The following is a 25424-nucleotide window of genomic DNA, read 5'->3' on the forward strand; positions in this document are numbered from 1 at the left end:
GATATTGAGGTATCGCTCGGTATCTATTCGCCAACCGAACCATGGAAGTTGCATGATTCAATACGCGTTGAAATGCAGTGAAGGCCACTGCTTTGACAGTTGGTTTCAGTCGGCAGCGGCATTTGACAAGCTTGCTGCAGCCGGCATGGTCACTTGCGCCATATGTGGATGCAGCACCGTTGAAAAGGCGATCATGACGCCCCGGGTGCGCCCGGCGCGGAAGGCTGCGGATCGGACCGACCAATCGGAAACGGCAACGCAAATCGACGTGGCAACGCCTTCGCCGGACGTTGAAAAGGTTTTGACCAAGCTTCGCCAAACGGTCGAAAAAAACGCAGACTACGTGGGCGGAGATTTTGCCGACGAGGCGCGAAAGATACATTTGGGCGATGCGCCAGAACGGTCGATCTACGGGGAGGCCAAACCGGAAGAAGCTCGAGCGCTGGTCGAAGATGGCGTACCTGTAGCACCATTGCCGTTTATTCCGACCCGCAAGACCAACTGACCGATGCATGTCGTTATTACCGGGGCGAACCGCGGAATCGGCGCGGGCCTGTCTCGATACTACCGGGCGCAAGGCCATGACGTGACCGGTACGGCACGCGCCGGAGACGCGGACTTCGCTCTGGATGTGACGGACCCTGGTGATCACGCAAGTTTCGCAAGTTGGTTGGGTGGCAAGCCAATTGACCTGCTGATCTGCAATGCCGGAGTGTATCTGGACAAAAATCAGGACCTGAACGGTTACCCGCCCGACATGTGGGCACAGAGCTTTGCGACGAACGTGACCGGTGTTTTTCTTACCGTTCAGAACCTTTTGCCCAATCTACGTGCGTGTAACGGCAAGATTGCGTTGCTGTCGTCGCAGATGGCGTCACATACCCGTGCTCCAGGTGGAAGTTATATCTATCGTGCCTCCAAGGCGGCTGTTCTGAACCTCGGGAGGAACCTGGCGGCGGACTTGGAAAAGGACGGTATCCCTGTCGGTATCTACCATCCAGGCTGGGTGCAAACCGATATGGGTGGCTCTGCGGCAGCGATCACTGTTGACGCGTCTGTTGCCGGGTTGGTTGAGCGGTTTTCAGCGCTTTCGATTGCGACTTCAGGCTGCTTCGATACATACGACGGGAAATCGCACCCTTACTGAGCAGCCAGCGCAGCTTTGGGGATTTCATAGACCTCCCCCGGATCGATGAAGATGACCATCAGGTCGCCGCGCGTCTCATATGTGATCCGCGACGTCGAGCTGCTGGAGTCCGGCACCCCACCTTTAAAGTAAATTCTGCGCACATCGCCGCCGCCCAGGCCGACGGCCAATGTTGTTGTGCCGTCGTCATGGCGGCGCAGTTCGGCAGGGCAGTCGCGCAGTGCTTCACCAGAGGTTGCGGCACAAGGGATGGTGCCCACCGCGTTTTTTCCGTCGGTCCCGGATAGCTTGGCAACCTGGCCCAGGGCCGGAGTGGAAAGCAGGGTAAGGGTGAGCGCAATGTAACGCATGGAATCCTCTTGATTAAGTTGTTGTGGCAGGCTTGCATTGGGCGTCGCGAATGTAAAGAAGCCCCGCATCATGACGGGCTTTGCCCACTTGCCCTTGCGGCCCCCCTCGCATAAGACGCACGGAACCAGAAATCCAAGGCGCGGAGACGTTTTCCCCATGCCCGTACTCGTGATGAAATTCGGCGGCACGTCTGTCGCCAATCTCGACCGTATCCGCCGCGCCGCCAAGCGCGTGGGCGTTGAGGTGGCAAAGGGGTATGACGTCATCGTCATCGTCTCGGCCATGTCCGGCAAGACCAACGAATTGGTCGGCTGGGTCAATGAAACCTCGCCGCTGTTCGACGCGCGCGAATACGATGCTGTTGTCTCTTCGGGCGAGAACGTCACTGCCGGTCTGATGGCGTTGACCCTTCAGGAAATGGACATCCCGGCGCGCAGCTGGCAAGGATGGCAGGTTCCGCTGTTGACCACCAGCGCCCATAGCCAGGCGCGGATCGAAGACATCCCGACCGAGAACATCACTCAGAAATTCGATGAGGGAATGAAGGTCGCGGTGGTCGCGGGTTTTCAGGGCCTCAGCCCTGAAGGCCGTATAACCACTCTGGGCCGCGGAGGATCGGACACGACCGCGGTGGCCTTTGCGGCAGCCTTTGGAGCCGAGCGCTGCGACATCTATACGGATGTGGACGGCGTTTACACAACCGACCCGCGCATCTGCGAAAAAGCCCGGAAACTGGACAAAATCTCGTTTGAAGAAATGCTTGAACTTGCGTCGCTTGGGGCCAAAGTGCTGCAGACCCGATCAGTTGAATTGGCGATGCGCAACAAAGTGCGCCTGCGGGTGCTGTCGAGTTTTGAAGAGCAATCCGACAATGCAGGCACGCTGGTCTGCGCCGAGGAGGATATCATGGAATCTAACGTAGTGGCCGGTGTGGCCTATTCCCGCGACGAAGCCAAAATGACGGTCGTTTCCGTCGCCGACCGTCCCGGCATCGCCTCGATTATCTTTACCGCGCTTAGCGACGAAGGTGTGAATGTCGATATGATCGTGCAAAACATCTCGGACGAAGGTCGCACGGACATGACCTTTTCCTGCCCGACCGATCAAGTGGTCCGCGCCGAACAGGCGTTGATGGCCGTAAAGGAAAAGGGCGAGTTGAATTATGCCGAGCTCGTTGCTGACAATGACGTTTGCAAGGTCTCGGTTGTTGGCATCGGCATGCGCTCGCAATCGGGTGTCGCGGCCAAAATGTTCAAGGTACTCTCGGGTGAGGGGATCAACATTAAGGTCATTACAACCTCTGAGATTAAAATTTCCGTTCTTGTAGACAGGAAATACATGGAACTTGCGGTTCAGGCACTGCATGATGCTTTTGAACTGGACAAGGCGGCCTGAGCATTTTCTGCCAAGGGTCTCGCCTGACGCACTAATTTGGGTGGGCCATGGCGGACGGAACCGAAACAGAATCCCGCAAGCTGCTGGGGCGGCTGCGTGAAGAGATGGCCAGCGAGGCCGCCGGTCAGGAACGACTTGACCGGATCACCCATCTGATTGCCGACAGCATCCGTGCCGAGGTGTGCTCAATCTACCTGTTCCGCGACGAAGACACGCTGGAACTGTGCGCGACCGAAGGGCTGTCGCCCGAAGCCGTCCACAAGACGCGCATGCGCATGGGCGAGGGGTTGGTGGGCCGCGTCGCCAATTCGGGCAAGATCGTGAATACCGCCAACGCGCCCTCGGCCAAAGGCTTCCGCTATATGCCCGAAACCGGAGAGGAGCGGTATTCGTCCTTTCTGGGCGTACCTATTCAGCGGCTTGGCGAAAAGCTTGGTGTTCTTGTCGTTCAATCCCGCCAGGCGCGGGAATATTCGGCGGATGAGGTTTACGCGCTGGAAGTCGTCGCAATGGTTTTGGCCGAAATGGCCGAACTGGGCGCGTTTGTGGGCGAGGGCGCGGCCCTCTCGCCGCGACACCAGCAGTCGGTTCAGTTATCGGGCGGTCCGGCGCAGGAAGGGTCAGCCGAAGGTCATGTATGGCTGCACGAGCCCCGCGTCGTCGTCACCAACCCGATTGCCGAAGATCCGCACCGCGAACGCGAGCGTTTGATCGAGGCGGTGGATGAGTTGCGCGTCGGCGTCGACAAGATGCTCGAGATGTCCCGAAATGGCGATACCGAGCAGTTGCAAGTATTGGAAGCCTACCGCATGTTCGCCAACTCCAAGGGCTGGATGCGCCGGATGGAGGAAGACATCGCCCGTGGCCTCAGCGCCGAAGCGGCGGTTGAGAAGGAACAATCGCAGGCCCGTGTGCGCATGGGCCAGGTCACCGACCCCTATTTGCGCGAACGGTTGGCCGATCTGGATGACCTCAGCAATCGTCTGCTGCGCATTCTGACAGGGCAGGGCAAGACCGACAGTGCGGACCTGCCGCCCGACCCGATTCTGATTGCGCGCAACATCGGCCCCGGCGATCTGTTGGAATACGGACGGTCGCTGAAAGGGATCGTGCTCGAGGAAGGCTCGGTCGGCAGTCATGCCACCATCGTTGCGCGTGCGCTGGCGATTCCGCTGGTGGTGCATGTGGGGCGGATCACGACCGAAGCGCTGAACGGAGACCACATCCTTGTGGATGGCGATCAGGGCATGGTGCATCTGCGGCCCGAAGACCAGGTGGTCAGCGCATTCCGTGACAAAATTGCGATGCAGGCTAAGGCGCAAGAGCGCTACGCCTCAATCCGGGAAACCCCGACAGTGACGCGGGACGGAGAGCGGATCAATCTGGTGATGAATGCCGGTCTGATGGCTGATCTGCCTTCGCTGAACAATTCCGGGGCCGAAGGGGTCGGCCTGTTTCGCACCGAGTTGCAATTCCTGATCCGCAATCAGATGCCTAAACGGTCCGAACTTGTGACCCAATATCAACGGGTTCTGGATGCAGCGGGGGACAAGCGGGTTGTCTTTCGCACGCTGGATATCGGGTCGGACAAAGTTCTGCCCTATATGAAGCACGTCGAAGAACCCAACCCCGCACTGGGCTGGCGCGCGATCCGTGTGGGTCTGGACAAGCGCGGCGTCATGCGGATGCAATTGCAGGCGCTAATGCGGGCCGCCAATGGGCGTCCGCTGACCATTATGTTTCCCTTCGTGGCTCAAGCCGATGAATTTCGCGAAGCCCGGTGGGAGGTCAACAAGACTATCGAACGGGAAAAGCGCCTGGGGCATGTCTTGCCCCAGAACATTGAGGTCGGTGCCATGCTGGAGACACCGTCTTTGGCCTTCGCCCCGCAAAAGTTCTTTGATGAGGTCGATTTCGTCTCGATCGGCGGTAACGACCTGAAGCAATTCTTCTTCGCCGCGGACCGCGAAAACGAGCTGGTGCGCCGCCGTTACGACACGCTGAATGTCAGCTTCCTCAGCTTCATCGAACGGATTGTCGAGCGCTGCAACATCTCGAACACGCCCTTGTCCTTTTGCGGCGAGGATGCGGGCCGTCCTGTTGAGGCTTTGTGCCTTGCCGCGATGGGCATCCGCTCGCTCTCGATGCGACCGGCCTCAATCGGGCCGGTCAAAAGCGTGCTGTTGCGGACCGACCTGCAAGCGTTGCGCAAAATCATCGCTGATGCACGCCACCGGGGTGAGCAATCCGTGCGTCCCTCGGTGATGGAGTGGTTGCGAAATCAGGGCTGACGGCGGGACAATTGAGGTTTATTGCAAATCCGGTGTTGATTTATGCACCGGTTTTTCATATTCACGCGATCAATGTTAGCGTTAACATGATGGGCATCACAGGATCAGAAGCCTGAACGGTGCAAGTGCGATTTGAAGGAGCCCGCTGATGGTTTCACGCGTTATTCCTGTAAACCCGTTTGATCTGGTGCTGTTCGGAGCTACCGGCGATCTGGCGCAGCGCAAGATACTGCCAGGTCTCTATCACCGGTTCGAGGTCGGCCAGATGCCCGAAGGGGCCCGGATCATTGGCACGGCGCGGTCCGAGATGGACAGCGAAGGCTTTCGCGATCAGTTGCGCGCGTCGATGAAAGAGTTCGCACCCGAGTTCAAGAAGGACGTGTTGGACCGGTTCTTGGCGCAGGTCGAATATGTTTCGATGGACGCGCTGGGCGAGCGAGGGTGGGCCGACATGGCCAAAGCCCTGCGCCCGGATGTGGTGCGCGCGTTCTATCTGTCGGTTGGACCCAGCCTGTTTTCCGGCATTGCCCAGCGATTGAATGATCATGGTCTTGCGACCACGGACAGCCGGATTGTCGTGGAAAAACCCTTTGGTCATGATCTGGCCTCGGCCAAGGCGTTGAACGAAGGATTGCGCGCCTGTTTCGAAGAACATCAAATCTATCGGATCGACCACTATTTGGGCAAGGAGACGGTGCAAAACCTGATGGCCCTGCGGTTCGCAAACTCCCTGTTCGAGCCGCTTTGGAACGCCACCCATATCGACCACGTGCAGATCACCGTGGCTGAAACCGTGGGGGTCTCGGGGCGTGGTGCATATTATGACCAATCGGGCGCAATGCGCGACATGATCCAGAACCATCTGGTTCAATTGCTGTGTCTGACGGCGATGGAGCCGCCTTCCAAGTTCTCGCCCAACGCGGTGCGGGACGAAAAGGTCAAAGTGATCGAGGCGCTAGAGCCCGTCGCGCCCTCGGATATCGCGCGCGGTCAGTACCGCACCGACGAAGGTGGCGATGGGTATTTGGATCACGTCGGCGATCCGGCCAGCCGCACCGAAAGCTACATTGCGCTCAAGGTCCATCTGGGCAATTGGCGCTGGGCTGGGGTGCCGTTTTACCTGCGCACTGGTAAGCGTCTGCGGGCGCGTGAATCTGAAATCGCAGTATATTTCCGCGACCCACCGCACACGATCTTTCCGAATGTCGGCCCACTGCGGGGGAACGTACTGGTGATCCGCCTTCAACCAGACGAAGGCATCACGCTGCGCACAACGATCAAGGACCCCGGTCCCGGCGGGTTCCGCCTATCAGACGTGGCGTTGGACATGAGTTTCGCGGATGCATTGGGCACCGATTCCAGCGCGCCTGATGCCTATGAACGCCTCATCATGGACGTGATCCGCGGCGACCAAACCCTGTTCATGCGCGGGGATGAGGCCGAGGCCGCCTGGGCCTGGGTCGACCCCATCATACATGGTTGGGAAGAACGCGGGGACCGGCCCTCGAAATACGATCAAGGCAGTTCGGGGCCTGAAGAAGCACTGATGCTGATGCATCGCGATGGGCGCCGCTGGCGCCAGATCGGAGGGTAATCATGGTTCATCCCGTTATCACGGACGTCACGCAGCGGATCATCGATCGCAGCGCCGACCTGCGCGGCCCGCACTTGGACCGGATGGAGCATGCCAAATCCAAAGGCCCCGCTCGCGCGCATCTGTCCTGCAGCGGTCAGGCGCATGCTTATGCCGGGGCAGGGCCGGACCAACAGTCCATGGCCACGGGGACGGCGGGCAATCTGGGTATTGTCACTGCCTATAACGATATGCTTTCCGCCCACCAGCCGTTCGAGCGCTATCCGGCCCTGATCCGTGACGCGATCCGTGCGGCAGGCGGCACGGCGCAAGTCGCAGGCGGTGTGCCTGCCATGTGCGATGGCGTCACGCAAGGCGAGGCGGGGATGGAACTATCCCTATTCTCACGCGATGTGATTGCGTTGGCGACTGGCGTGGCGCTCAGCCACAACACTTACGACGCTGCTGTGTTCCTTGGCGTATGTGACAAAATCGTGCCGGGTCTGGTCATCGGTGCGCAGGCCTTTGGTCACCTGCCTGCCGTCTTTTTGCCCGCGGGTCCAATGACCAGCGGTCTGCCGAACGACGAAAAAGCCAAGGTTCGCCAGAAATTCGCCGCCGGAGAAGTGGGCCGCGATGAGCTCATGAAAGCCGAAATGGCCGCCTATCATGGCCCCGGCACATGCACCTTCTATGGCACCGCCAATACCAACCAGATGCTGATGGAGTTCATGGGGCTGCACCTGCCCGGTTCCAGCTTCATCAACCCCAACACGCCGTTGCGCGATGCCCTGACCGAGGAAGGCGCCCGCCGCGCGCTTTCGCTCAGCGCGCTGGGCAATCACTACACACCGGTCTGCCAGATTCTGGACGAACGGGCCTTCGTCAACGGTATCGTCGGCCTGATGGCGACCGGGGGGTCAACGAACCTGCTGATCCACCTGATCGCGATGGCGCGGGCAGGCGGTATCGTATTGGATTGGGAGGATTTTTCTGACATCTCCGCGGTCGTCCCTCTGGTCGCACGGGTCTACCCCAACGGTCTGGCCGATGTGAACCATTTCCACGCCGCAGGGGGCTTAGGTTTTGCCATCGGCACGCTGCTGGACGATGGCTTGCTGCACCCCGACACTCTGACTGTGGCGGGGCAGGGCCTGCACAACTACACCAAGGAACCGAAACTGAAAGACGGTGAGTTGGTCTGGGAAGACGGCGCAGGCCACAGCCTGAACGAAAAGATCGTCCGCCCTGCGACGGACCCGTTCCAGCCCACCGGTGGCCTATCACGTCTGACAGGCAATCTGGGCACCGGGGTCATGAAAGTCTCGGCCGTCGCGCCAGAGCATCAGGTGGTCGAAGCGCCTGTCCGCGTCTTCCACGATCAGAACGCGGTTAAAGACGCCTTCAAGGCCGGAGAGTTCACCGGCGACGTCATTGTTGTCGTCCGCTTCCAAGGACCAAAAGCTAATGGAATGCCTGAGTTGCACTCGTTGACACCGATCCTGTCAATTCTGCAGGGGCGGGGGCAAAAAGTGGCGCTGGTCACGGATGGGCGTATGTCTGGCGCGTCCGGCAAGGTCCCCGCCGCTATCCACATCTGCCCTGAGGCACTGGACGGTGGCCCCATCGCCTATTTGCAGGATGGTGACTTGTTACGCGTTGATGCGGTGAATGGCGACTTGGAGATCCTGACGCCGGGCGTTCTCGACCGTGCCCCGGCCACCGCCGATCTCACAGCCAACCAACACGGCGTTGGCCGTGACCTGTTTGGCGCTTTCCGCCAGAATGTCGGCTCCGCCGACACGGGTGCCAGCATTTTCGGAGTTTAAGCTCATGTCCAAAACCCAAAAAACCCGCGAAATCTGCGCCCTGGCCCCGATTGTTCCGGTCCTGGTGGTTGATGACGCAGCGCATGCGCGCCCACTGGCTGAAGCATTGGTCGCCGGTGGCCTGCCCGCGCTTGAAGTCACCTTGCGCACACCCGCTGCACTGGACGCGATCCGCGCGATGGCTCAGGTGCCCGGCGGCGTCGTCGGCGCGGGGACCCTTGTTACGCCCGAAGACGTCCGTGCGGCCAAGGAGGCCGGTGCGCAATTCGGCGTCTCCCCCGGCGCGACCGATGCTCTGATCGCTGCATGTGAGGCCGAAGGCTTGCCTCTGCTGCCCGGCGCGGCCACCGCCAGCGAGGCAATGGCCTTGCTGGAAAAAGGTTATGACATGCTGAAATTCTTCCCAGCCGAAGCCTCGGGCGGCGCACCTGCTCTTAAAGCAATTGGCGCACCGCTGCCGCAGATCACGTTCTGCCCGACCGGAGGCGTATCTCCGTCCAACGCGCGCGATTACCTGTCACTTTCCAATGTGATCTGTGCCGGTGGCAGCTGGGTTGCGCCCAAGCAAATGGTTATGGACGGGGACTGGGCGGGCATCGAAACACTCGCCCGTGAGGCATCCCGTCTGATGGATTGACGCCACCAAGCGACTCGCTAGGGTGGGCGTCAATTCAGACAGGTTGATCCCATGACAAACCACATCTCCCTCGCGCATGGGCGCGAGTATCTGGCCATTCCCGGCCCTTCGGTGATGCCCGACGCCGTATTGCAAGCCATGCACCGCCCATCGCCCAACATCTATGACGGCGAACTGATCGAGATGATGCCTGCGCTGACGCGCGACCTGCGTCGCGTTGCGCGCACCGAACATGACGTGGCTATCTACATCGCGAACGGCCACGGTACATGGGAAGCCGCCTTGTCCAACGTGATCGCCCCCGGCGAAACCGTTTTGGCGCCCGCCTCGGGTCGATTCACACACGGTTGGGCCGAAATGGCCGAGGGGATTGGGGCCAAGGCACAGATCATCGACTTTGGCATGTCCTCTGTCTGGGACATGGACCGGATCGCCGACGCGTTGCGCGCCGATACCTCGCATCAGATCAAGGCCGTGTTGGCCGTCCATGTCGACACCTCAACCTCGATCCGCAACGACATCCCGGCGTTGCGCGGGTTGCTGGACGATTTGAACCATCCTGCCCTGCTGATGGCCGATTGCATCGCTTCGCTGGGCTGCGATCGGTTTGAGATGGACGACTGGGGCGTCGACGTGATGGTCACTGCTTGCCAGAAAGGGCTGATGACGCCGGCGGGTATTGGGTTCGTGTTCTTCAATAAAAAGGCCACCGCCAAACGCGCGGCGATGCCCCGTGTCTCACAATACTGGGACTGGGCACCGCGCGCAGAACCCGACCTGTTCTACCAGTATTTCAACGGCACGGCGCCCACGCACCACCTCTTTGGTTTGCGTACCGCGCTTGACATGATTCACGCCGAAGGGATCGATCATGTCTGGGCCCGCCACGAACGCCTCGCGTCCGCAATCTGGGCCGCCTGCGAAACTTGGGCCGAAGGTCCGGCTTTGCAGCTCAACGTCGCCGACCGGTCACAGCGCAGCCACGCGGTCACCGCGCTGCGCCTGACCGACGGGCATGGCACGCCTCTGCGCCAATTCACCGAAACCAATCTCGGTCTCACTCTGGGGATCGGACTAGGGATGGAAGATTGGGACGGTTGTTTCCGCCTGGGCCACATGGGCCACATCAACGCGCAGATGGTAATGGCGATGCTGGGCGGAATGGAAACGGCCATGGTCGCCCTTGACATACCCCGGGGCAAAGGCGCACTCGAAGCCGCCGCAGCCGCTTTAACCGCCTGACCCCCTCTTTCGGGTATGATCCCTGATCCGCCTTTTCATCTGGCCAAAAATATCCTCGGGGGGAATCGCGCCCCTGCGCGATGGGGGGCAGACAGCCCCCGTGATACTGTACCCACAAAACCCTAAGTCAACTGGTTTGCGCCCGCGCCTCCGCAAGCGCGCGAGGCAATGCCGCAGCAAATGCATCAAGATCCGTCGGTTCCCCACAACTGACCCGAATACATCTGTTCTGAGGGGCCGCGAACGGCATCCGAACAAATATGCCCTGTGCCACCAATGAGTCTAAAACGGCCTTGGCAAAGACCCCGTCTCGACCGCAATCAATGGCAACGAAGTTGGTAGCGGACGGCAAGGGTTCCAGCCCGTGCGACCGGGCAACTTCAGCAATCCGGCTGCGTGCCTCAGCGATGCGTGCCTTTACCTGTGTAAGCCATTCTACATCCTGCAACGCAGCCAAAGCCCCTGCCTGCGCGGCACGGTTCATTCCGAAATGGTTTCGCACCTTGTTGAAAGCCGAAACCAGGTCCGGCGCCGCGATCCCATAGCCGACACGCGCGCCGGCCATGCCATAGACTTTGGAAAACGTCCGCATCCGAATGACGCGTGGATTATCCGCCGAAACAGGCAGGGCCGTTCCTTCCGGCGCGCATTCGACGTAAGCCTCGTCCAATACCAACAGGCAATTGTCAGGCATGTTTTCCATCGCCGTCAAGATTTCCGCGCCTGAATGCCAACTGCCCATTGGGTTGTCCGGATTGGCCAGATAAACCAGTTTTGCGCCAACCTCAGCTGCTTTGGCGAATAAGGCCGCAGGGTCCTCATGGTCGTCGCGATAGGGTACTTTGTGCAACACGCCTCCGAAGCCAGTCACGTGATAATTGAACGTCGGATAAGCTCCGTCGGACGTCACTACCGCATCGCCTGGGCCGACAAGTAGCCGCACCAGATAACCCAACAAGCCATCAACCCCTTCGCCCACAACAATGTTCTCGGCGCGGACGCCATGATGTTCGGCCAGCGCATGTCGCAATTCGTGGTTTTCAGGGTCGCCATACATCCAGATGCCGGTTTCAGACATCGCTTTGATCGCGCGGGGGGATGGCCCGAACACACTTTCATTCGCACCCAATCGCGCCACAAAAGGCGCTCCTTGCCGACGCTCCTGCGCTTCTGGGCCGACAAACGGCACGGTTGCGGGCAGGGAACGGGCAAGCGGGGTGTAGCGTGGTTCAGTCATGTGCGCAGATAAACGCAAGGTCAGGCATCAGGCAACCTTGCGTTGCGCGCCAAGCTGCCGCAATCTGCCGGAAGAAATTTGGAGATTTAATTTATGCGCATTGTACTTGGCCTGATCGTGATCGGGCTGGCTTATTTGGTTTTTTGGCCCGTTGATGTTGATCCGGTCGCCTCTGAGCTACCCGAAGCGCCTGGGTTTACCGGTGAATTTGTCACAAACAATGCTCTGGACACGCTTGAACTAATCGACTTGCCCGACGGCGAAGAAGGCCCAGAAGACATTGCGGTTGGCCCCGACGGGAAAATTTTTACGACCTCCTTGTCCGGCGCTCTTTATCGTATTGACGGAAAATCTCCGGTCAAAGTCGATGACCTGGGCGGACGTCCGCTGGGTCTTCAGGTTGGGCCTGATGGTGCGCTTTACATTGCCGACAGCTATCGTGGGTTGATGCGATGGACCGGGCCCGGAACGCTTGAAACAGTGGTGTCTGATATCGACGGGACACCGGTTATTTATGCCAATCAGCTGGACGTGGCAGAGGACGGAACAGTCTACTTTTCCAATTCGTCAGACCGGTTCGATCCCGAAACCATGGGTGGAACAAAACCCACATCAGTGCTGACAATTTGGGAGCAATCGGACACGGGTTATGTCGCGCGTCATCGACCAGACGGAACTACGGAAAAGGTGGCCGAAGGTTTCGTTTATACCAATGGCGTCGCGCTGTCCCCGGACGAGGATTTCTTGCTGATCGCCGAGACGGGGCGTGCCCGGGTGCACAAATTGTGGCTGAAGGGGCCAAAAGCCGGAACACAGGAGGTCTTGCTGGATAACCTGCCCGGATACCCTGACAACATCGAGGCGCAGGGCGACGGCACCTATTGGATGGCATTCGCCAGTCCCCGCGCGCCGACCGAAGCGTTGATGGGGTATCCATTCTTGCGCAAGGTCATCTGGCGACTGGGCCCCGCGGTCAGGCCCGCTCCGGTCCATCGCGGCATGATGATCCAGTTCGATGGCGAAGGGGCAATTCTGCAAAACCTGCAGGACCCCGATGGGCGTTTGGGCATCACTACCGGCGGCAAGGTTATTGGTGACCAGTTCTACGTGATGACGCTGGATTCGCCTTGGTTCGGTCGGATGCCCGCAGCGGATTTGCCCCAACGTTGATCTGGAACTCCGCGGGCCTTCCGGGCATGATTGCCCAAGCCAAGGTTGGGAGGTCCGCATGTCACGCGTTTCCTTAGAATACAAAGATCATATTGCCCACGTCACGCTAACGCGTGGTGACAAGATGAACGCGCTGGATGACGCGATGATCAAGGCCATTCTGAATGCCGGTCAGGAGGTCGCGGCCTCGGACGCCCGTGCGGTGGTTTTGTCGGGAGAGGGCAAGAGCTTTTGCGCGGGTATCGACATGGCGAACTTTGCCAAAATGGCGACGATCGACCCCAAGGAATGGCTGATGACCCGCAGCCACGAAGACGCCAACGAGATGCAGGAACTCGCCTTAATCTGGCGACGGTTGCCGATGCCGGTGATCTGCGCCATTCAAGGCGTGGCCTATGGCGGCGGCCTGCAAATCGCGCTGGGCGCCGATATACGGATCGCCCATCCCGAAGCCAAACTGGCCGTGATGGAGATGAAGTGGGGCATCATTCCCGACATGGGCGGGATGGTACTGTTGCCAAAGCTAGTAAGATCGGACGTGCTGCGTCTTCTGACCTACACTGCGCGCCCCATAGGAGCGGCTCAGGCGGCAGAATGGGGTTTGGTAACGCGCTTGTCGGATGATCCTCTGACCGAGGCGATTGCACTGGCAGAGGATATCGCGGGCCAAAGCTCATCGGCTATCCGCGCCGCCAAACGCTTGATCGAGGTCTCCGAAACACAACCTCGGGCCCAGGTCCTGATGGCCGAGTCCGCCGAGCAGGTGGATTTAATCGGTAAACCCGATCAAATGGAGGTTGTGATGGCCCAGATGCAAGGGCGCAAGCCGGTTTTCAAATAATCAGCGCAAAAAGGCGCGCCGGGCGTCGCGTGCCATGTTATAGCGCATCTCAAGATCGGCGATGCGTGCCATCGCCTGTTTGCGCGCGTTTGGCTCGGTCAGAGTGGCATAGTCGCGGCGGGCGGCATCCAGGTCTTTCTTGATCGTGAACTCTTCGGGCAGCACGCCCGCCTGCGCCATGATCCTGTGACCAGCGGCAATGGCTGGGTCCGTCTGCGCCTCGGACGAGCGGTCAGGCAGGGGACGGCCCTCGCCTTCAAGGCCCTGCAACTGCCCTTCGGCCTGCGCCTTTTTGATCTGGCGTTCGATGAGTTTTCCAAACGATCCGAACATGGCTGGATCATACGCTGATTTCCCGGCAGCCGCTAGCGGGAACGACTGGCCATAAGATGCACCAGCCCTCCGACGAGCAATCCCCAGACTGCAGCACCAAGCCCGAAAGCGGTTACGCCCGAGGCGGTGATCGCGAAAGTCAGGATGGCCGCCTCGCGTTCCGCAGGAACCTCCAGCGCGGCGGCGGTGGCGTTGGCCATCACACCGATCAGGGCAATGCCGGTCAATGTTCCCATCAGCAGCGGATCAGCGTGAATTGCAAACCCTGTGATCGCCACGGCGAAGATGCCGAACAGGCAATAGAAGACACCCGCCATCACGGCGGACCAATAGCGCTGTGCGGGATCCGGGTGGCTGTCCGGGTTCGAGCACATGGCAGCGGTTATCGCGGCCAGACAGGTAGCTGGGGCACCAAAAGGTGCGGACAGGATGCTTGCTGCTCCGACGGACGAGAACAGACGCCCGGACACTGGCTGATACCCAAAACTGCGCATCACCGCGATGCCGGGGATATTCTGCGTGGCCATGGTGACGATGAACAGCGGAACACCGATGCCGATGATCGAGGCAACCGAAAATTTCGGCATGGTCCAAACCGGGGCCGAGGCCAGTCGGGCCGGCACAACCGATGCATCGCCCGCATTCAGAACAACAACGACCGCAGCGGCCACCACTGCGGCGGGCACGGCGAACAGCCGGTTGATCCGGCCCGCGACAAACCATGTCAGGATAACCGGTATGGCCTGCCATGGCAGATCGACAGCAGCCTTGAACGGCACAATGCACAGCGGCAGCAACACGCCGCCCAGCATCGCCTGCGCCAGCGTGACTGGTATTGCCGCAGCCAGACGGCCAAGCGGTCTCCATAGCCCAGCCAGAACCGTCAGAGCGCCGGCGCAGGCGAATGCGCCAACGGCCTCGGAAAACCCGGCGGCCGGCAGGGAAGACACAGCGAGCAAGGCGGCCCCGGGCGTGGACCACGCAACACTGATGGGTTGCCGGTACCAGAGGCTCAGCCCAATGGCCGCCAGCCCCATCGCAATCGCCGCCATCATCAGGCCAGAGGCAGCCTGAGCCGGTGACGCCCCCATCGCAGCAAGCCCCTGCAGGACAATCGGGAATGAGCTGAAAAAGCCGACGATAGCGACAACCAAGCCGGTGGAAACGGTCTGTAGTGGCGGAGGCTGGGCGGTCATGCGATCCTCGGTCAATCGACGGCCTTTGCTAGCAAGGATTGGCGCGGGGGAACAGGTGTTTCAGCGCAAAAAACCCCGCCGAAGTTTGCTTGGCGGGGTTCCGGATTTGAGTATTTGGTAATAGGTGAAGATCAAGCGATTTCGGCCAGGCGGGCCAGCGCTTCGTTCAGTTTCGCCTCTTCTTCCTCGCGGGCGGCAAGGTTGGCTTTGGCTTCTTCAACCACCTCTTCCGGGGCCGAGGCCACGAATTTGGGGTTGTTCAGACGGCCGCGCAGGCCGCCGAGTTCTTTGGCCAGTTTGCCCTTAGCTTTTTCCAACCGTTCCTTTTCTGCGCCGATGTCGATGATGTCAGCCAGCGGCAGGCCGAACGATGCGCCAGGGGCGGCGATCGAGATGGTGCCTTTGGGCAATTCATCCGCCTTGGTCAGGCTGTCGATGCGGGCCAGACGCTTGATCAGCGCCTCGTTGCGGTCCCATGCGGCCTGACCGTGGGCGTCGATTTCCGTCACCAGCATCGGAACATAGAGCCCCGCCGGAACCCGCATCTGCGCACGGGCCGAGCGGGTGTTTTCAATCACCGAGATCACCCAGTTCATCTCACGATCCGCTTCCGCATCGACCAGTTCGGTGCCATAGGTCGGCCAGTCGGCGTGGACGACCATCTTTGGCCGCGCGCCGGTCAGACCCCAGAGTTCCTCGGTGATGAACGGCATGATCGGGTGCAGCAGGATCATGCACTGATCCAGAACCCAGCGCATTGTAGCGCGGGTCTCGGCCTGAGCTTCGGCGTCGTCGCCTTGCAGCAGAGGCTTGGAGAGTTCCACGTACCAGTCGCAGACCTTGCCCCAGACGAAGGCGTAGAGCCCGTTGGCGGCATCGTTGAAACGATAGCTCTCCAGTGCCGCGTCGACCTCGGCCCGCACGCGAACGGTTTCGCCGATGATCCAGCGGTTCACGGCGGCTTTGGGTTTCAGGTCAGGCACGTCCAGTTGCGGAACGGCATCGGTGAAGACCTCGTTCATCTCGGCAAAGCGGACGGCGTTCCACAGTTTGGTGCCAAAGTTGCGATAGCCGGTGATGCGGTCGCGCGACAGTTTCAGCACGCCACCGATGGCCGCCATCGAGGCGTTAGTAAAGCGCAGCGCGTCGGCGCCGAATTCGTCCACGATCTCTAACGGGTCGATGACGTTGCCGGTGGTCTTGGACATCTTCTTGCCCTTCTCGTCCCGGACGAGCGAGTGCAGGTAGACGGTGTGGAACGGGATCTGATCGACCACGGCCAGTTGCATCATCATCATCCGCGCGACCCAAAAGAACAGGATATCCGCGCCGGTGATCAGAACGTCGGTGGGGAAGTAGCGTTCCAGTTCTTCGGTCTGCTCGGGCCAGCCCAGCGTGCCGATCGGCCAGAGGCCGGACGAGAACCACGTGTCGAGGACGTCGGGGTCGCGAACTAGTTTTACAGCCGTAATCTTACCTTCTTCGGACACAAGGAAAGATGACGGTTGTTCGACATATCCACGGTCGGATGTAGGGGCTTGGGCCTCTGCCTCAATACCTCGGGCGAGCGCACTTACCCCAGTGGGATATAGGCTCATTGCTTTTGCCTCAGCTTCAGCTTCATTAGGCGCACAGATCGCAATATCAGGAAGCGCGATCATAAGCCTTTCAAGCTCGTCAAGCCTTTGGAACAGTTTTTCATTTTCCGGGTTACGTTTCGTGCTGCCAGAAATTTCTGTAAGGGATTTGAATATGGCGATTTTTTCTTCTGCCATGGTGATAGCTTTGGGGTTTATGCCATACCAAACCGGAATCTGATGCCCCCACCACAGTTGGCGCGAGATGCACCAGGGCTCGATGTTTTCCAGCCAGTGGTAATAGGTCTTCTCGCCCGACTCGGGGATGATCTTGACCGCGCCGTCCTTGACCGCATCCAGTGCGGGGCCGACGACCTTTTCGGCATCCACGAACCACTGGTCGGTGAACATCGGCTCGATGACCACTTTCGAGCGGTCGCCGAAGGGCTGCATGATTGGTTTACTTTCGACCAGCGGAACCAGCGCCGCCGTGTCATCATCCTCGCCCAGCTTCACACCCAGACGTGGATCATCCGCGCGGGTCATCACGGCCAGACCGTCGGCGGTGATCTCTTCCACGACCTTCGCCCGTGCCTCGAACCGGTCGAGGCCGCGCAGGTGATCGGGGATCAGGTTGATCGCGTCGATCTCGTTCTCGGTAAAGTCCTTGCCACGCGCGATTTTCTGCGCCAAATCCGCCGCTTCGGCATAAGGCGCGCCATCGGCTCGCATCGCGCCTTTTGTGTCCATCAGGCGGTACATCGGAATGCCGCCGCGCTTGGCGACCATATTGTCGTTGAAGTCATGCGCGCCGGTGATCTTCACCGCACCCGAGCCGAAATCCGGATCAGGGTACTCATCGGTGATGATCGGAATCTGACGGCGATGCTCCTTCGGACCAACGGGAATTTCGCAGAGTTTCCCGACGATTGGCGCGTAACGTTCATCCGATGGATGAACCGCAACCGCGCCATCGCCCAGCATGGTTTCGGGGCGCGTCGTGGCAATCGAGATATAGTCGCGCTGTTCCTCAAGCACGATATTCCCGTCCTCGTCCTTTTCGACATAGGTATAGGTCTCGCCCCCGGCCAGCGGGTATTTGAAGTGCCACATATGGCCCGGCGTTTCGATATTCTCGACCTCAAGATCCGAGATCGCGGTTTCGAAATGCGGATCCCAGTTGACCAAACGCTTACCGCGATAGATCAGGCCCTTTTCGTACATATCGACGAAGACTTTGATGACCGCGTCGTGAAAATTCGCAGAATTTTCGTGGCCCGTGCGCGGATCACGTGGTGCGCCCGCCATGGTGAACGCATTGCGCGACCAATCGCAGCTTGAGCCCAGACGTTTCAGCTGTTCAATGATTGTGCCGCCATATTCACCCTTCCATTCCCAGACCTTGTCCAGAAACGCCTCGCGCCCCAGTTCACTCCGTCCGGGTTGGCCGGTGGCGGCCAGCATTTTTTCCACCTGCATCTGCGTGGCGATACCGGCGTGGTCCTGACCGGGCTGCCAAAGCGTGTCGAACCCGCGCATCCGGTGCCAGCGGGTCAGGATATCCTGCAACGTGTTGTTGAACGCGTGTCCTACATGCAGCGCACCCGTCACGTTGGGCGGCGGGATCATGATGGTAAAGCTTTCGTTGCGCGAGCGGTTCGCGCCTGCCTTGAAGGCTCCGGCCTGCTCCCAGGCCTCATAAATGCGGGCCTCGGCCTCGGCCGCGTTAAATGTCTTTTCCATCGCCATGGGGTGCGTCCTGCGTCATCAATCTTGGGTCAGCGTTTGCAATAGCGAATGGAGGCGGGAAGGGGAAGGCCTCGCGCCGCCGGAACGGGTGACAATACGCGGTCTTTAGGTCGCGGATGTCGCCGAGGAATACAGGTGCAGTTGCTCGGTGGCCCCTTGAGCCAGCGCTTTGGACTGATCCGCGCGAATGCGGGCGTATAGATCCAACGCTTCGGCTGAAAACAACTCGGTCGGCGCGGGTATGTGAATGAAGTTTCCAACCTTGTCCTCGCCGCGTGCCAGAATTGCGTAGTCGCGGTCCGCAACTTTCTGCTGCACATTCGGATTCAGATAGCGGACGGCAAGGCCGATCCGCCGGTCATCTGATACGTTTGGCCCTGAGCCGTGGATGGTTAACCCGTGATGCAGCGACATTTGGCCGGGCAGCAACTTAATATGCGTTTTGTCTTCTTCGGCCACGTCAACCGCAATTTCCTGACCTCGGGACAGCAGATTGTTTTCGGAAAACGTGTCGTTGTGGGGCAGGATCGGGTTCTTGTGGCTGCCCTTGACGAAATCCATACAACCGCTTTCCACCGTAGCCGGAGACAAAGCGATCCACGCCGTCAACTGATCCGGAGTTTCGCCCATCCCCCAATAGGTCAGGTCCTGGTGCATCCCGACAACCTGGGTCGTCCGAGGCTCTTTGATGAAGAACTCGGCAGACCAGATCAAAAGATCAGGACCCAAAACACCCTCGACCACGTCCAAAACACGCGGGTCCAATGCAATGCGTGCGGCCAGTGGCAGCACGACATGCGAATTCACGCGCTTGTAAGTGTTAATCGGCAACGGGAGGTCTGCTTCACGCCAGGTGTCTTCGATCTCCTCCAATTCCTGACGGAACTGTTCGATTTCCTCGGGCTCGAACACGGTGATCGGAAAGGCGTAGCCATCTCGCCAGTACGCATCAACGGTTTCTGGACTTAAACGGCCATTGGTCAGCGTGATGGATGAGGGCATGATACCTCCGCAAGCTAAGATGCTTAATCAGGTTACGAAGCAGCTCGCCCTTATGACTAGAATGTTTGCGACATATAGGTCGCTTCGCGCATATGCGCATCCTGCTTCCGATATGTAGAGAGAAGCAATCGGGCCCAAGTCGCCCCATTCGTGCCTTAAGTACCCATTAATATTGGCAGGAAGGAGAGTATTGTGACCTTCCACGTCAATTGTTTTAATGAGTTTCCATTGTGCATGCCGACCGCTGAAAAGAAGGTGACACTGGTTGGTCGACTAAGCCTTTCGAGGCAATCGTTGCTACATATGAGGCGGAAAAAGTTCCGGAACCTCTTTGCTTTTGGCACCGGTGTTAGAAATACCGTTATCGATTCTTACATGCTTACTGGGCGAACAGCGCTGCGCACACTAGCAGGCATTTTCCGCAACATTTTCAACAAGCTGCCGTCAGAAATCCAAGGGTGGTGTGCGCTTGGGTCAATGCTCGTTTTGATCACGACTGACTGTTTCGCACTTGGTGCGAAGGGGCAACGGCTCACGGTTTCGTTGACCCGAAAAACCTTGCCCGAGGTGCTTGGGATACCCATGATTAAGTTTACCTCACCACTGGTTCCGTCAACTGCCAGCTCGACGGGATTGAAAGCATGAGGCGCACTGGGCAAGGACTGCTTTGGCTGTGCTCTGGGTTTAAAACGCTCGGCAGGCGGATACGCCGTTCAGGCCTTGCGGAAAATGGGAACTGGTTGACGATGAACATGTCGCGGCTGAGTAGAATGGTACTGGGGTGGCTCGGACGGCCTTTGCGGTCCGAGCACTCGGCCGAAACGCGGCATCGCGACCCCATCAGCCATGTCATCATTCTGGACGGCACCATGTCCACGCTGGAACCCGGGCGCGAAACGCATGCGGGCCAAACCTACCGACTGTGCTGCGAAATGGGCAGCAAGATTTCCGTTTTCTACGAATCCGGCGTGCAGTGGGAGAGCTGGAAGTCATCCATGGACGTCATGATGGGGCGCGGCATCAATCGGCAAATCCGCCGCGCGTATGGATATCTGGCGTCGCGCTACAAACCCGGCGACCGTATCTATTTCATCGGTTATTCTCGCGGAGCTTACGGCGTGCGCAGTCTTGCCGGCGTGATCGACATGATTGGCTTGCTCAAGGCCGAGCACGCGACCGAACGGAACATCAAACAGGCCTATAGGCACTATGAGTGCAACGCCAGCGGCGCTGCGGCGGCCGCGTTTCGCAAGCAGTTCTGCCATGACGATGTTGCAATCGAAATGGTCGGCGTCTGGGATACGGTGAAGGCGCTGGGCCTGCGCTTGCCGCTGCTCTGGCGCTGGGCCGAAGAACGCCACGCGTTTCACAGCCACCAACTTGGCCCCGCCACGCGCCACGGTTATCACGCCATGGCGCTGGATGAGACCCGTGAGGTGTTCGAGCCGGTGCTGTGGAAATGTACCCCCGATTTCAAAGGCCATGTGGAACAGGTCTGGTTCCGTGGCACCCATGGAGACGTCGGTGGTCAGTTGAACGGCTTTGAAGAGGCTCGACCTCTCAGCAACATCTCCCTGATCTGGATGCTAGACAAGGCCGAGCTTCACGGTTTGCCCTTGCCCGAAGGCTGGCGTGACCGTTTCCCGACCGACACGCATGCGCAATCGGTTGGCACATGGCGCGGCTGGGGCAAGATTTTCCTGCTGCGAAAGCACCGGAAAGTGGGGCGCGACCGATCCGAGAGACTGCACGTCTCAGTCTCGCCTGATGAATTACCGGGTTGGGTGCCAATGCCGGATTTGCCATCGCATCCGGCGCAGTAGCGCTGTTCAGTCAAAAATCGCGGGCCGCGTGTGTCGTTGGCGTGCTTTAAACGCTTCAGCGATGTCGGCTGGGATAACGCGGGTCAAAGACAGCTCGGGCAGGGCGTCAGGTGCAAAGAACCCAACATCGTCAGTCTCAAGGCCTATTGCAGGATCGGCATTGTCTGTCTGGCTGCAAAGGAAGAAGATCTTGTAGAAATCTCGGGGATTCGGCGGGTATGGGTGGCGCGCCTTGTGTCGAAGCGCAAACAGGCGCTCGGCCCGTACACGAAGCCCTGCTTCTTCCAGAACTTCGCGTTCAATATTCTCGGCCGGAGAACTGCCGACATCTGCGAACCCACCGGGCATTGTCCAGCACCCGTCGCTGCGTTCACGCACCAGCAGGATGCGATCGTCGCGGAACACGGCTCCTCGTATGTCGATGCTGGGGGTGGCATAGCCAGCCGAGTGCTTGGTGATCAGCCCGTCGATCCGGGCCAGAGGGACGTCGCCCAGATCGGCCAGCATTGCGCGGGCCATTTCGGCGATCTCATCATATCGTTCCCGGTCAAACGGATCTTGGGTAAAGTGCTGACCGGTCTCGGCCAGCGCCAAAAGTCGTTTTGCCCGAGCCAGCCAGGTATCCTCCATCGCTGTAGGAACCTGGCGCACCGAATTTACCGCCGCCGATCCCGACGCGAACTCATCGGCTGGAACGCCACACCCACATGCGCCTCGCAATAGGGTTTGCCCGCTTCAACCGGCAGGCCGCAGAACCAGAAATCCTCGGTCGCTGGGTCGCCGACGGGCCATTTGCAGGTTTTCTCGGTCAGTTCCATCAGGGTCAGCTTCTTGGCCTTTTTCTCAACCTCATTGACCTTAGCCAGTGCCTCAGGGCTGATCTCATTGGCCGAGGGCTGCGGCGGCAGAGGCTGACCAGCAGGGATGATCTGACGGCGGGCGGGAACAGCGGGCTTGGTCTCTGGCGCAGGGGCGGGGCGCGCCGGTTCGGTTTTGGGCGCGGGTTTCGGCTTGGCCTCGGCCTTGGGTGCAGGCGCCGGTTTTTCCTTGGGTTCGGCTTTGGCCGGGCTTGCGCCGGTGGCGCGGTTCGACAGGCCCAGACGGTGGACTTTGCCAATTACGGCGTTGCGGGTCACGCCGCCCAGTTCCTTGGCGATCTGGCTGGCCGACTGGCCCTCGCCCCACATCTTTTTCAGCAGCTCTACACGCTCGTCAGTCCAGGACATCTTTTGCCTTTCAAAAGCGGAAAGCGGCCCCGGATTCGGGCCGCCTTGGGAATTCGTCTCAGCACCCTATTTTAATCACTGCGGCCCGAGTTACAAGCGGCTTCGAATCAGCTATGGGGCAGATCATGCAGAATCTCATGGATCACGACGCGCGCCGCTTTGGTAGTGTCAACTGGATGGGTCTTTATACGCTTGCGCAGCGCGAAACCCTTCGCTTTTTGGCGGTGTGGACGCAAACGCTGATGGCCCCCTTAGTGACAGCAGGTCTGTTCCTGCTGATCTTCAACATCGCCATCGGGCCAAGCCGCTCGGATGTGATGGGCGTGCCGTTTCTGACCTTTCTCGCGCCGGGTATCATGATGATGACGGTGATCCAGAATGCGTTTGCCAACACCTCATCTTCGATGGTGATCGCCAAGGTGCAGGGCAACATCGTTGACACGCTGATGCCACCGCTGTCGCCGTTGGAAATTCTGTTGGGCTATCTGGCCGGAGGGATCGCCCGCGGCGTCCTGATCGCGCTTGTGGTGGCCATTGCATTGGCGCTGGTTCTTGGGCTCGTGCCGCAACATCCGTTGATCGCGCTGTTCTTCGTCGTACTGGGGGGCGCTTTCATGGGAGGATTGGGTTTGCTGGCCGGAATTCTCGCCAACAAGTTTGATCAGATGGCGGCGATCACGAACTTCATCGTTACGCCGCTGGCCTTTCTGTCCGGCACCTTCTACTCGGTGCAGGCTCTGCCGCCGGTGCTGAATGCAGTTAGCCATGTGAACCCGGTGTTTTATCTGATCGACGGCTTGCGATACGGCATGATAGGCGTATCGGACAGCGCGCCCTTGCTGGGATTGATTGTGTGTTCGGTTGCAACCTTTGTGGTTGGAGCGCTTGCCTGGTTGGCGCTGCGTACAGGGTACAGATTGAAAGCCTGAATTGACGGCTGGATTGCCGGATTTGGGTTAAGTTTTAACCCCTTGTGTGCCAGCCGGTTGCAAAGGGCGTAATTGAGAATCTTCCGATTGGTGATCTGGTCCGGACCGTGGAAGGTTTGGCAAAGCCCATCTTTTGGATTGGTTGGTAGAAGATGAACCGCTTAGATATTCTGGCCAAGCCGAACATAGGTTCAGTTGTGATCCGTCGGGGCGCTTTGGGTCGGGCTTGTCGTCCTGCGACAGGCGAGGATCGCCACAACACCGGCTAGCTGCCGCAATTCAAATGCGTTGAACAGGTTCTTGGCGATCCCAAGCCCTTGGTGTCGGCCAGAAAACTGACCCATCTGCCCAAGGGGGCGTGCAGCCGACCTATGCCAAGCCGTTGTTGTCAGGGGGCGAAGCCTTAAGATGCTGGCCGTCAAAGAGTTGCTGTTTCTCTAGCCTGATCTTGCCAAAACGTTGACCCCCAGAAACCGGTGCGCCTGCTGCGTGCGCATGGCAAAAGTAACGATTTCTCCGTCAGCGTCCCACACGCCAAGACAACCCTGCTGTAGTGGATATTTCATGTGATCTACCAAATTTTCGGCGGTTTTCTTCGAAAGCTGATTTTGGCCAGCATGTTGTGAACGCCGTCCCGCCTGCATACCCGCCCAGAATTGCGCATTCGCTGACCTCCAAAGCGACCGAGGTCGAAAGCGTGGAACACTCCTTCACCTTGCCTTTTGCCGCGCCAGCCCTTCGCGCCAGACCAAAATCAATCCGCCCGTCAGGATTATGGCCGATCCGATCATGCTGATCCAATCGGGGATCACCTCGAATATTGCAAAGTCGTAAAGGGCTGCAAACACCAGTGTCGCATAGCTGATCGGTGCTACAAAAGACGCATCCGCCCGCGCCATACCGTTGACGAAGCAGGCCTGCGCGCAGGCCATCAGCGCTCCGATCCCTACCAGCGCCGCCCATTGTTCCGATGTGGGCCACTGAAATACAAAGCTCACTGCGACCGAGGCGATGGTTAGACCCATCGCATTGTTGACCAACAGAATCTGGATCGGAATCTCGCGGCCCGAGAGCTTCTTGATGAAAATCAGCTCCATCCCGATCACTGCCGCTGCTGTCAGGGCCAGAAGGGCTGCGGGCTGAAAACTCTCCGGGGTCGGACGCAGCAAAATCAGCGCCCCGACCAAGGCCACCGCCGCCGCCGTCCAGCGCCACGGGCCAACCCCCTCTTTCAACAGTGGGATCGCCAGTACCATCGCAAAAACCGGGTTCAGGAAGGATATCGCCGTGGCATCTGCAATCGGGATGAACGCGACCGATGAAAACAGCAGCGTGATCCCCAGCCAGCCAAAACTCGTGCGCCCGATATGCAAGCCCCAATGCGGGCGATGCAATTGCGGGCGCATAATGCCTACGGCAGTCACGATCACCAGAAAGGCAAACAGAAACCGCCCGTGGCTGATCTGCATCGGATGCAGCGCAGGCCCCAGAACTTCCGTCCCCAACGCCTTGGCCAACAGCGTCGTGCCCGCCATCAAAGCGCTGGCGGCAAGGATCAGCAGGGCCGCAAGGGCAGGGTTCTGGCGGATAGGGATCATGGCCCACCCGTGCGTCAGCGCGATGCAAATGGCAAGCGGCAAATCCTGGTCCCAGAGTGATTTTTGGGGGTGCTGCAAAAACGGGGTTCCCAGATCGCCCGCGTCCCGCTATACGGCCCACATGATCAAACACGCACATATCCTGCGCCTCCGACGCCGACGCCTGACCGCGTAACCGGCCCGTTTGATCTTTTGCGCTGTTCAAATCCGCGCAGCCCCCACCAAATCAGTTGACGACCACGGCCCCAGTGCTTCACTCACAGGGCTTAAACTATCTG

Annotated in this window: 22 protein-coding genes; 13 read left to right on the plus strand and 9 right to left on the minus strand. The window is 59.4% G+C overall.

The features are described from left to right. The first annotated feature begins 52 nt into the window (after nucleotides 1-52). A complete protein-coding gene (locus ACR0CR_RS06460; RefSeq protein WP_480597742.1) occupies nucleotides 53-505 on the plus strand; it encodes a DUF1178 family protein in 453 nt (150 codons plus the stop codon). Between the two features lie 3 nt (nucleotides 506-508). Continuing rightward, nucleotides 509-1147 (plus strand): SDR family NAD(P)-dependent oxidoreductase, encoded by a 639-nt coding sequence (locus tag ACR0CR_RS06465; RefSeq protein ID WP_480597743.1) that lies wholly within the window; start codon nucleotides 509-511, stop codon nucleotides 1145-1147. Here ACR0CR_RS06465 and ACR0CR_RS06470 read toward each other — a convergent pair. Further along, the gene (locus tag ACR0CR_RS06470) at nucleotides 1141-1497 is read right to left on the minus strand and encodes a hypothetical protein (protein WP_480597744.1); all 357 of its coding nucleotides are present in this window, start codon (nucleotides 1495-1497) and stop codon (nucleotides 1141-1143) included. The two genes, ACR0CR_RS06465 and ACR0CR_RS06470, sit on opposite strands and share 7 nt — an antisense overlap. A gap of 157 nt (nucleotides 1498-1654) precedes the next feature. Between ACR0CR_RS06470 and ACR0CR_RS06475 the strand changes: the two genes are divergently transcribed. The 6 genes from ACR0CR_RS06475 (at nucleotide 1655) to ACR0CR_RS06500 (ending at nucleotide 10465) form a co-directional block, all read left to right on the plus strand. After that, nucleotides 1655-2893 (plus strand): aspartate kinase, encoded by a 1239-nt coding sequence (locus ACR0CR_RS06475; protein ID WP_480597745.1) that lies wholly within the window; start codon nucleotides 1655-1657, stop codon nucleotides 2891-2893. 47 nt (nucleotides 2894-2940) lie between these two features. Continuing rightward, the gene (gene ptsP, locus ACR0CR_RS06480; RefSeq protein WP_480597746.1) at nucleotides 2941-5184 is read left to right on the plus strand and encodes a phosphoenolpyruvate--protein phosphotransferase; all 2244 of its coding nucleotides are present in this window, start codon (nucleotides 2941-2943) and stop codon (nucleotides 5182-5184) included. A gap of 148 nt (nucleotides 5185-5332) precedes the next feature. Further along, nucleotides 5333-6778, plus strand: a complete 1446-nt coding sequence (gene zwf, locus ACR0CR_RS06485; protein WP_480597748.1) for a glucose-6-phosphate dehydrogenase — start codon at nucleotides 5333-5335, stop codon at nucleotides 6776-6778. 2 nt (nucleotides 6779-6780) lie between these two features. Then, nucleotides 6781-8586 (plus strand): phosphogluconate dehydratase, encoded by a 1806-nt coding sequence (gene edd, locus ACR0CR_RS06490; RefSeq protein WP_480597749.1) that lies wholly within the window; start codon nucleotides 6781-6783, stop codon nucleotides 8584-8586. Between the two features lie 4 nt (nucleotides 8587-8590). Next, nucleotides 8591-9223 (plus strand): bifunctional 4-hydroxy-2-oxoglutarate aldolase/2-dehydro-3-deoxy-phosphogluconate aldolase, encoded by a 633-nt coding sequence (locus ACR0CR_RS06495; RefSeq protein ID WP_480597750.1) that lies wholly within the window; start codon nucleotides 8591-8593, stop codon nucleotides 9221-9223. A 51-nt stretch (nucleotides 9224-9274) separates the two neighbouring features. Further along, nucleotides 9275-10465, plus strand: a complete 1191-nt coding sequence (locus ACR0CR_RS06500) for a pyridoxal-phosphate-dependent aminotransferase family protein (RefSeq protein ID WP_480597751.1) — start codon at nucleotides 9275-9277, stop codon at nucleotides 10463-10465. 127 nt (nucleotides 10466-10592) lie between these two features. Here the strand turns inward: ACR0CR_RS06500 and ACR0CR_RS06505 are convergent, their stop codons facing one another. Beyond that, nucleotides 10593-11702, minus strand: a complete 1110-nt coding sequence (locus ACR0CR_RS06505) for a pyridoxal phosphate-dependent aminotransferase (protein ID WP_480597752.1) — start codon at nucleotides 11700-11702, stop codon at nucleotides 10593-10595. A gap of 93 nt (nucleotides 11703-11795) precedes the next feature. Here ACR0CR_RS06505 and ACR0CR_RS06510 point away from each other — a divergent pair, with 93 nt between their 5' ends. Together ACR0CR_RS06510 and ACR0CR_RS06515 are read left to right on the plus strand one after the other, a co-directional pair. Next, on the plus strand, nucleotides 11796-12872 hold the full coding sequence (locus tag ACR0CR_RS06510) for an SMP-30/gluconolactonase/LRE family protein (RefSeq protein ID WP_480597753.1): 1077 nt from the start codon (nucleotides 11796-11798) through the stop codon (nucleotides 12870-12872). A gap of 58 nt (nucleotides 12873-12930) precedes the next feature. Beyond that, on the plus strand, nucleotides 12931-13713 hold the full coding sequence (locus tag ACR0CR_RS06515; RefSeq protein WP_480597754.1) for a crotonase/enoyl-CoA hydratase family protein: 783 nt from the start codon (nucleotides 12931-12933) through the stop codon (nucleotides 13711-13713). On the opposite strand, the gene ACR0CR_RS06520 is transcribed toward ACR0CR_RS06515, so the two are convergent. The 4 genes from ACR0CR_RS06520 to ACR0CR_RS06535 all read right to left on the minus strand — a co-directional run bounded on the left by ACR0CR_RS06520 (nucleotide 13714) and on the right by ACR0CR_RS06535 (nucleotide 19570). Further along, on the minus strand, nucleotides 13714-14046 hold the full coding sequence (locus ACR0CR_RS06520; protein ID WP_480597755.1) for a DnaJ family domain-containing protein: 333 nt from the start codon (nucleotides 14044-14046) through the stop codon (nucleotides 13714-13716). It abuts the gene before it with no gap. Nucleotides 14047-14078: 32 nt separating this feature from the next. Continuing rightward, nucleotides 14079-15242 (minus strand): benzoate/H(+) symporter BenE family transporter, encoded by a 1164-nt coding sequence (locus ACR0CR_RS06525; RefSeq protein WP_480597756.1) that lies wholly within the window; start codon nucleotides 15240-15242, stop codon nucleotides 14079-14081. Nucleotides 15243-15373: 131 nt separating this feature from the next. Then, a complete protein-coding gene (locus ACR0CR_RS06530) occupies nucleotides 15374-18568 on the minus strand; it encodes a valine--tRNA ligase (protein ID WP_480597758.1) in 3195 nt (1064 codons plus the stop codon). Nucleotides 18569-18673: 105 nt separating this feature from the next. After that, nucleotides 18674-19570 (minus strand): phytanoyl-CoA dioxygenase family protein, encoded by an 897-nt coding sequence (locus ACR0CR_RS06535; RefSeq protein WP_480597759.1) that lies wholly within the window; start codon nucleotides 19568-19570, stop codon nucleotides 18674-18676. A 192-nt stretch (nucleotides 19571-19762) separates the two neighbouring features. Here ACR0CR_RS06535 and ACR0CR_RS06540 point away from each other — a divergent pair, with 192 nt between their 5' ends. After that, complete coding sequence (locus ACR0CR_RS06540) at nucleotides 19763-20215, plus strand: hypothetical protein (RefSeq protein WP_480597761.1); 453 nt, start codon at nucleotides 19763-19765, stop codon at nucleotides 20213-20215. A 101-nt stretch (nucleotides 20216-20316) separates the two neighbouring features. After that, entirely contained in the window at nucleotides 20317-21393 is a 1077-nt protein-coding gene (locus ACR0CR_RS06545; RefSeq protein ID WP_480597762.1) for a DUF2235 domain-containing protein, read from the plus strand. A gap of 6 nt (nucleotides 21394-21399) precedes the next feature. On the opposite strand, the gene ACR0CR_RS06550 is transcribed toward ACR0CR_RS06545, so the two are convergent. Next, entirely contained in the window at nucleotides 21400-22044 is a 645-nt protein-coding gene (locus tag ACR0CR_RS06550) for an NUDIX hydrolase (protein ID WP_480597763.1), read from the minus strand. Nucleotides 22045-22049: 5 nt separating this feature from the next. Further along, the gene (locus ACR0CR_RS06555; protein WP_480597764.1) at nucleotides 22050-22619 is read right to left on the minus strand and encodes a GcrA family cell cycle regulator; all 570 of its coding nucleotides are present in this window, start codon (nucleotides 22617-22619) and stop codon (nucleotides 22050-22052) included. 125 nt (nucleotides 22620-22744) lie between these two features. Here ACR0CR_RS06555 and ACR0CR_RS06560 point away from each other — a divergent pair, with 125 nt between their 5' ends. After that, on the plus strand, nucleotides 22745-23548 hold the full coding sequence (locus tag ACR0CR_RS06560; RefSeq protein ID WP_480597765.1) for an ABC transporter permease: 804 nt from the start codon (nucleotides 22745-22747) through the stop codon (nucleotides 23546-23548). 710 nt (nucleotides 23549-24258) lie between these two features. On the opposite strand, the gene ACR0CR_RS06565 is transcribed toward ACR0CR_RS06560, so the two are convergent. After that, on the minus strand, nucleotides 24259-25146 hold the full coding sequence (locus ACR0CR_RS06565) for a DMT family transporter (protein ID WP_480597766.1): 888 nt from the start codon (nucleotides 25144-25146) through the stop codon (nucleotides 24259-24261). Nucleotides 25147-25424: the final 278 nt, after the last annotated feature.

Source organism: Ruegeria sp. AM2, from assembly GCF_056540685.1.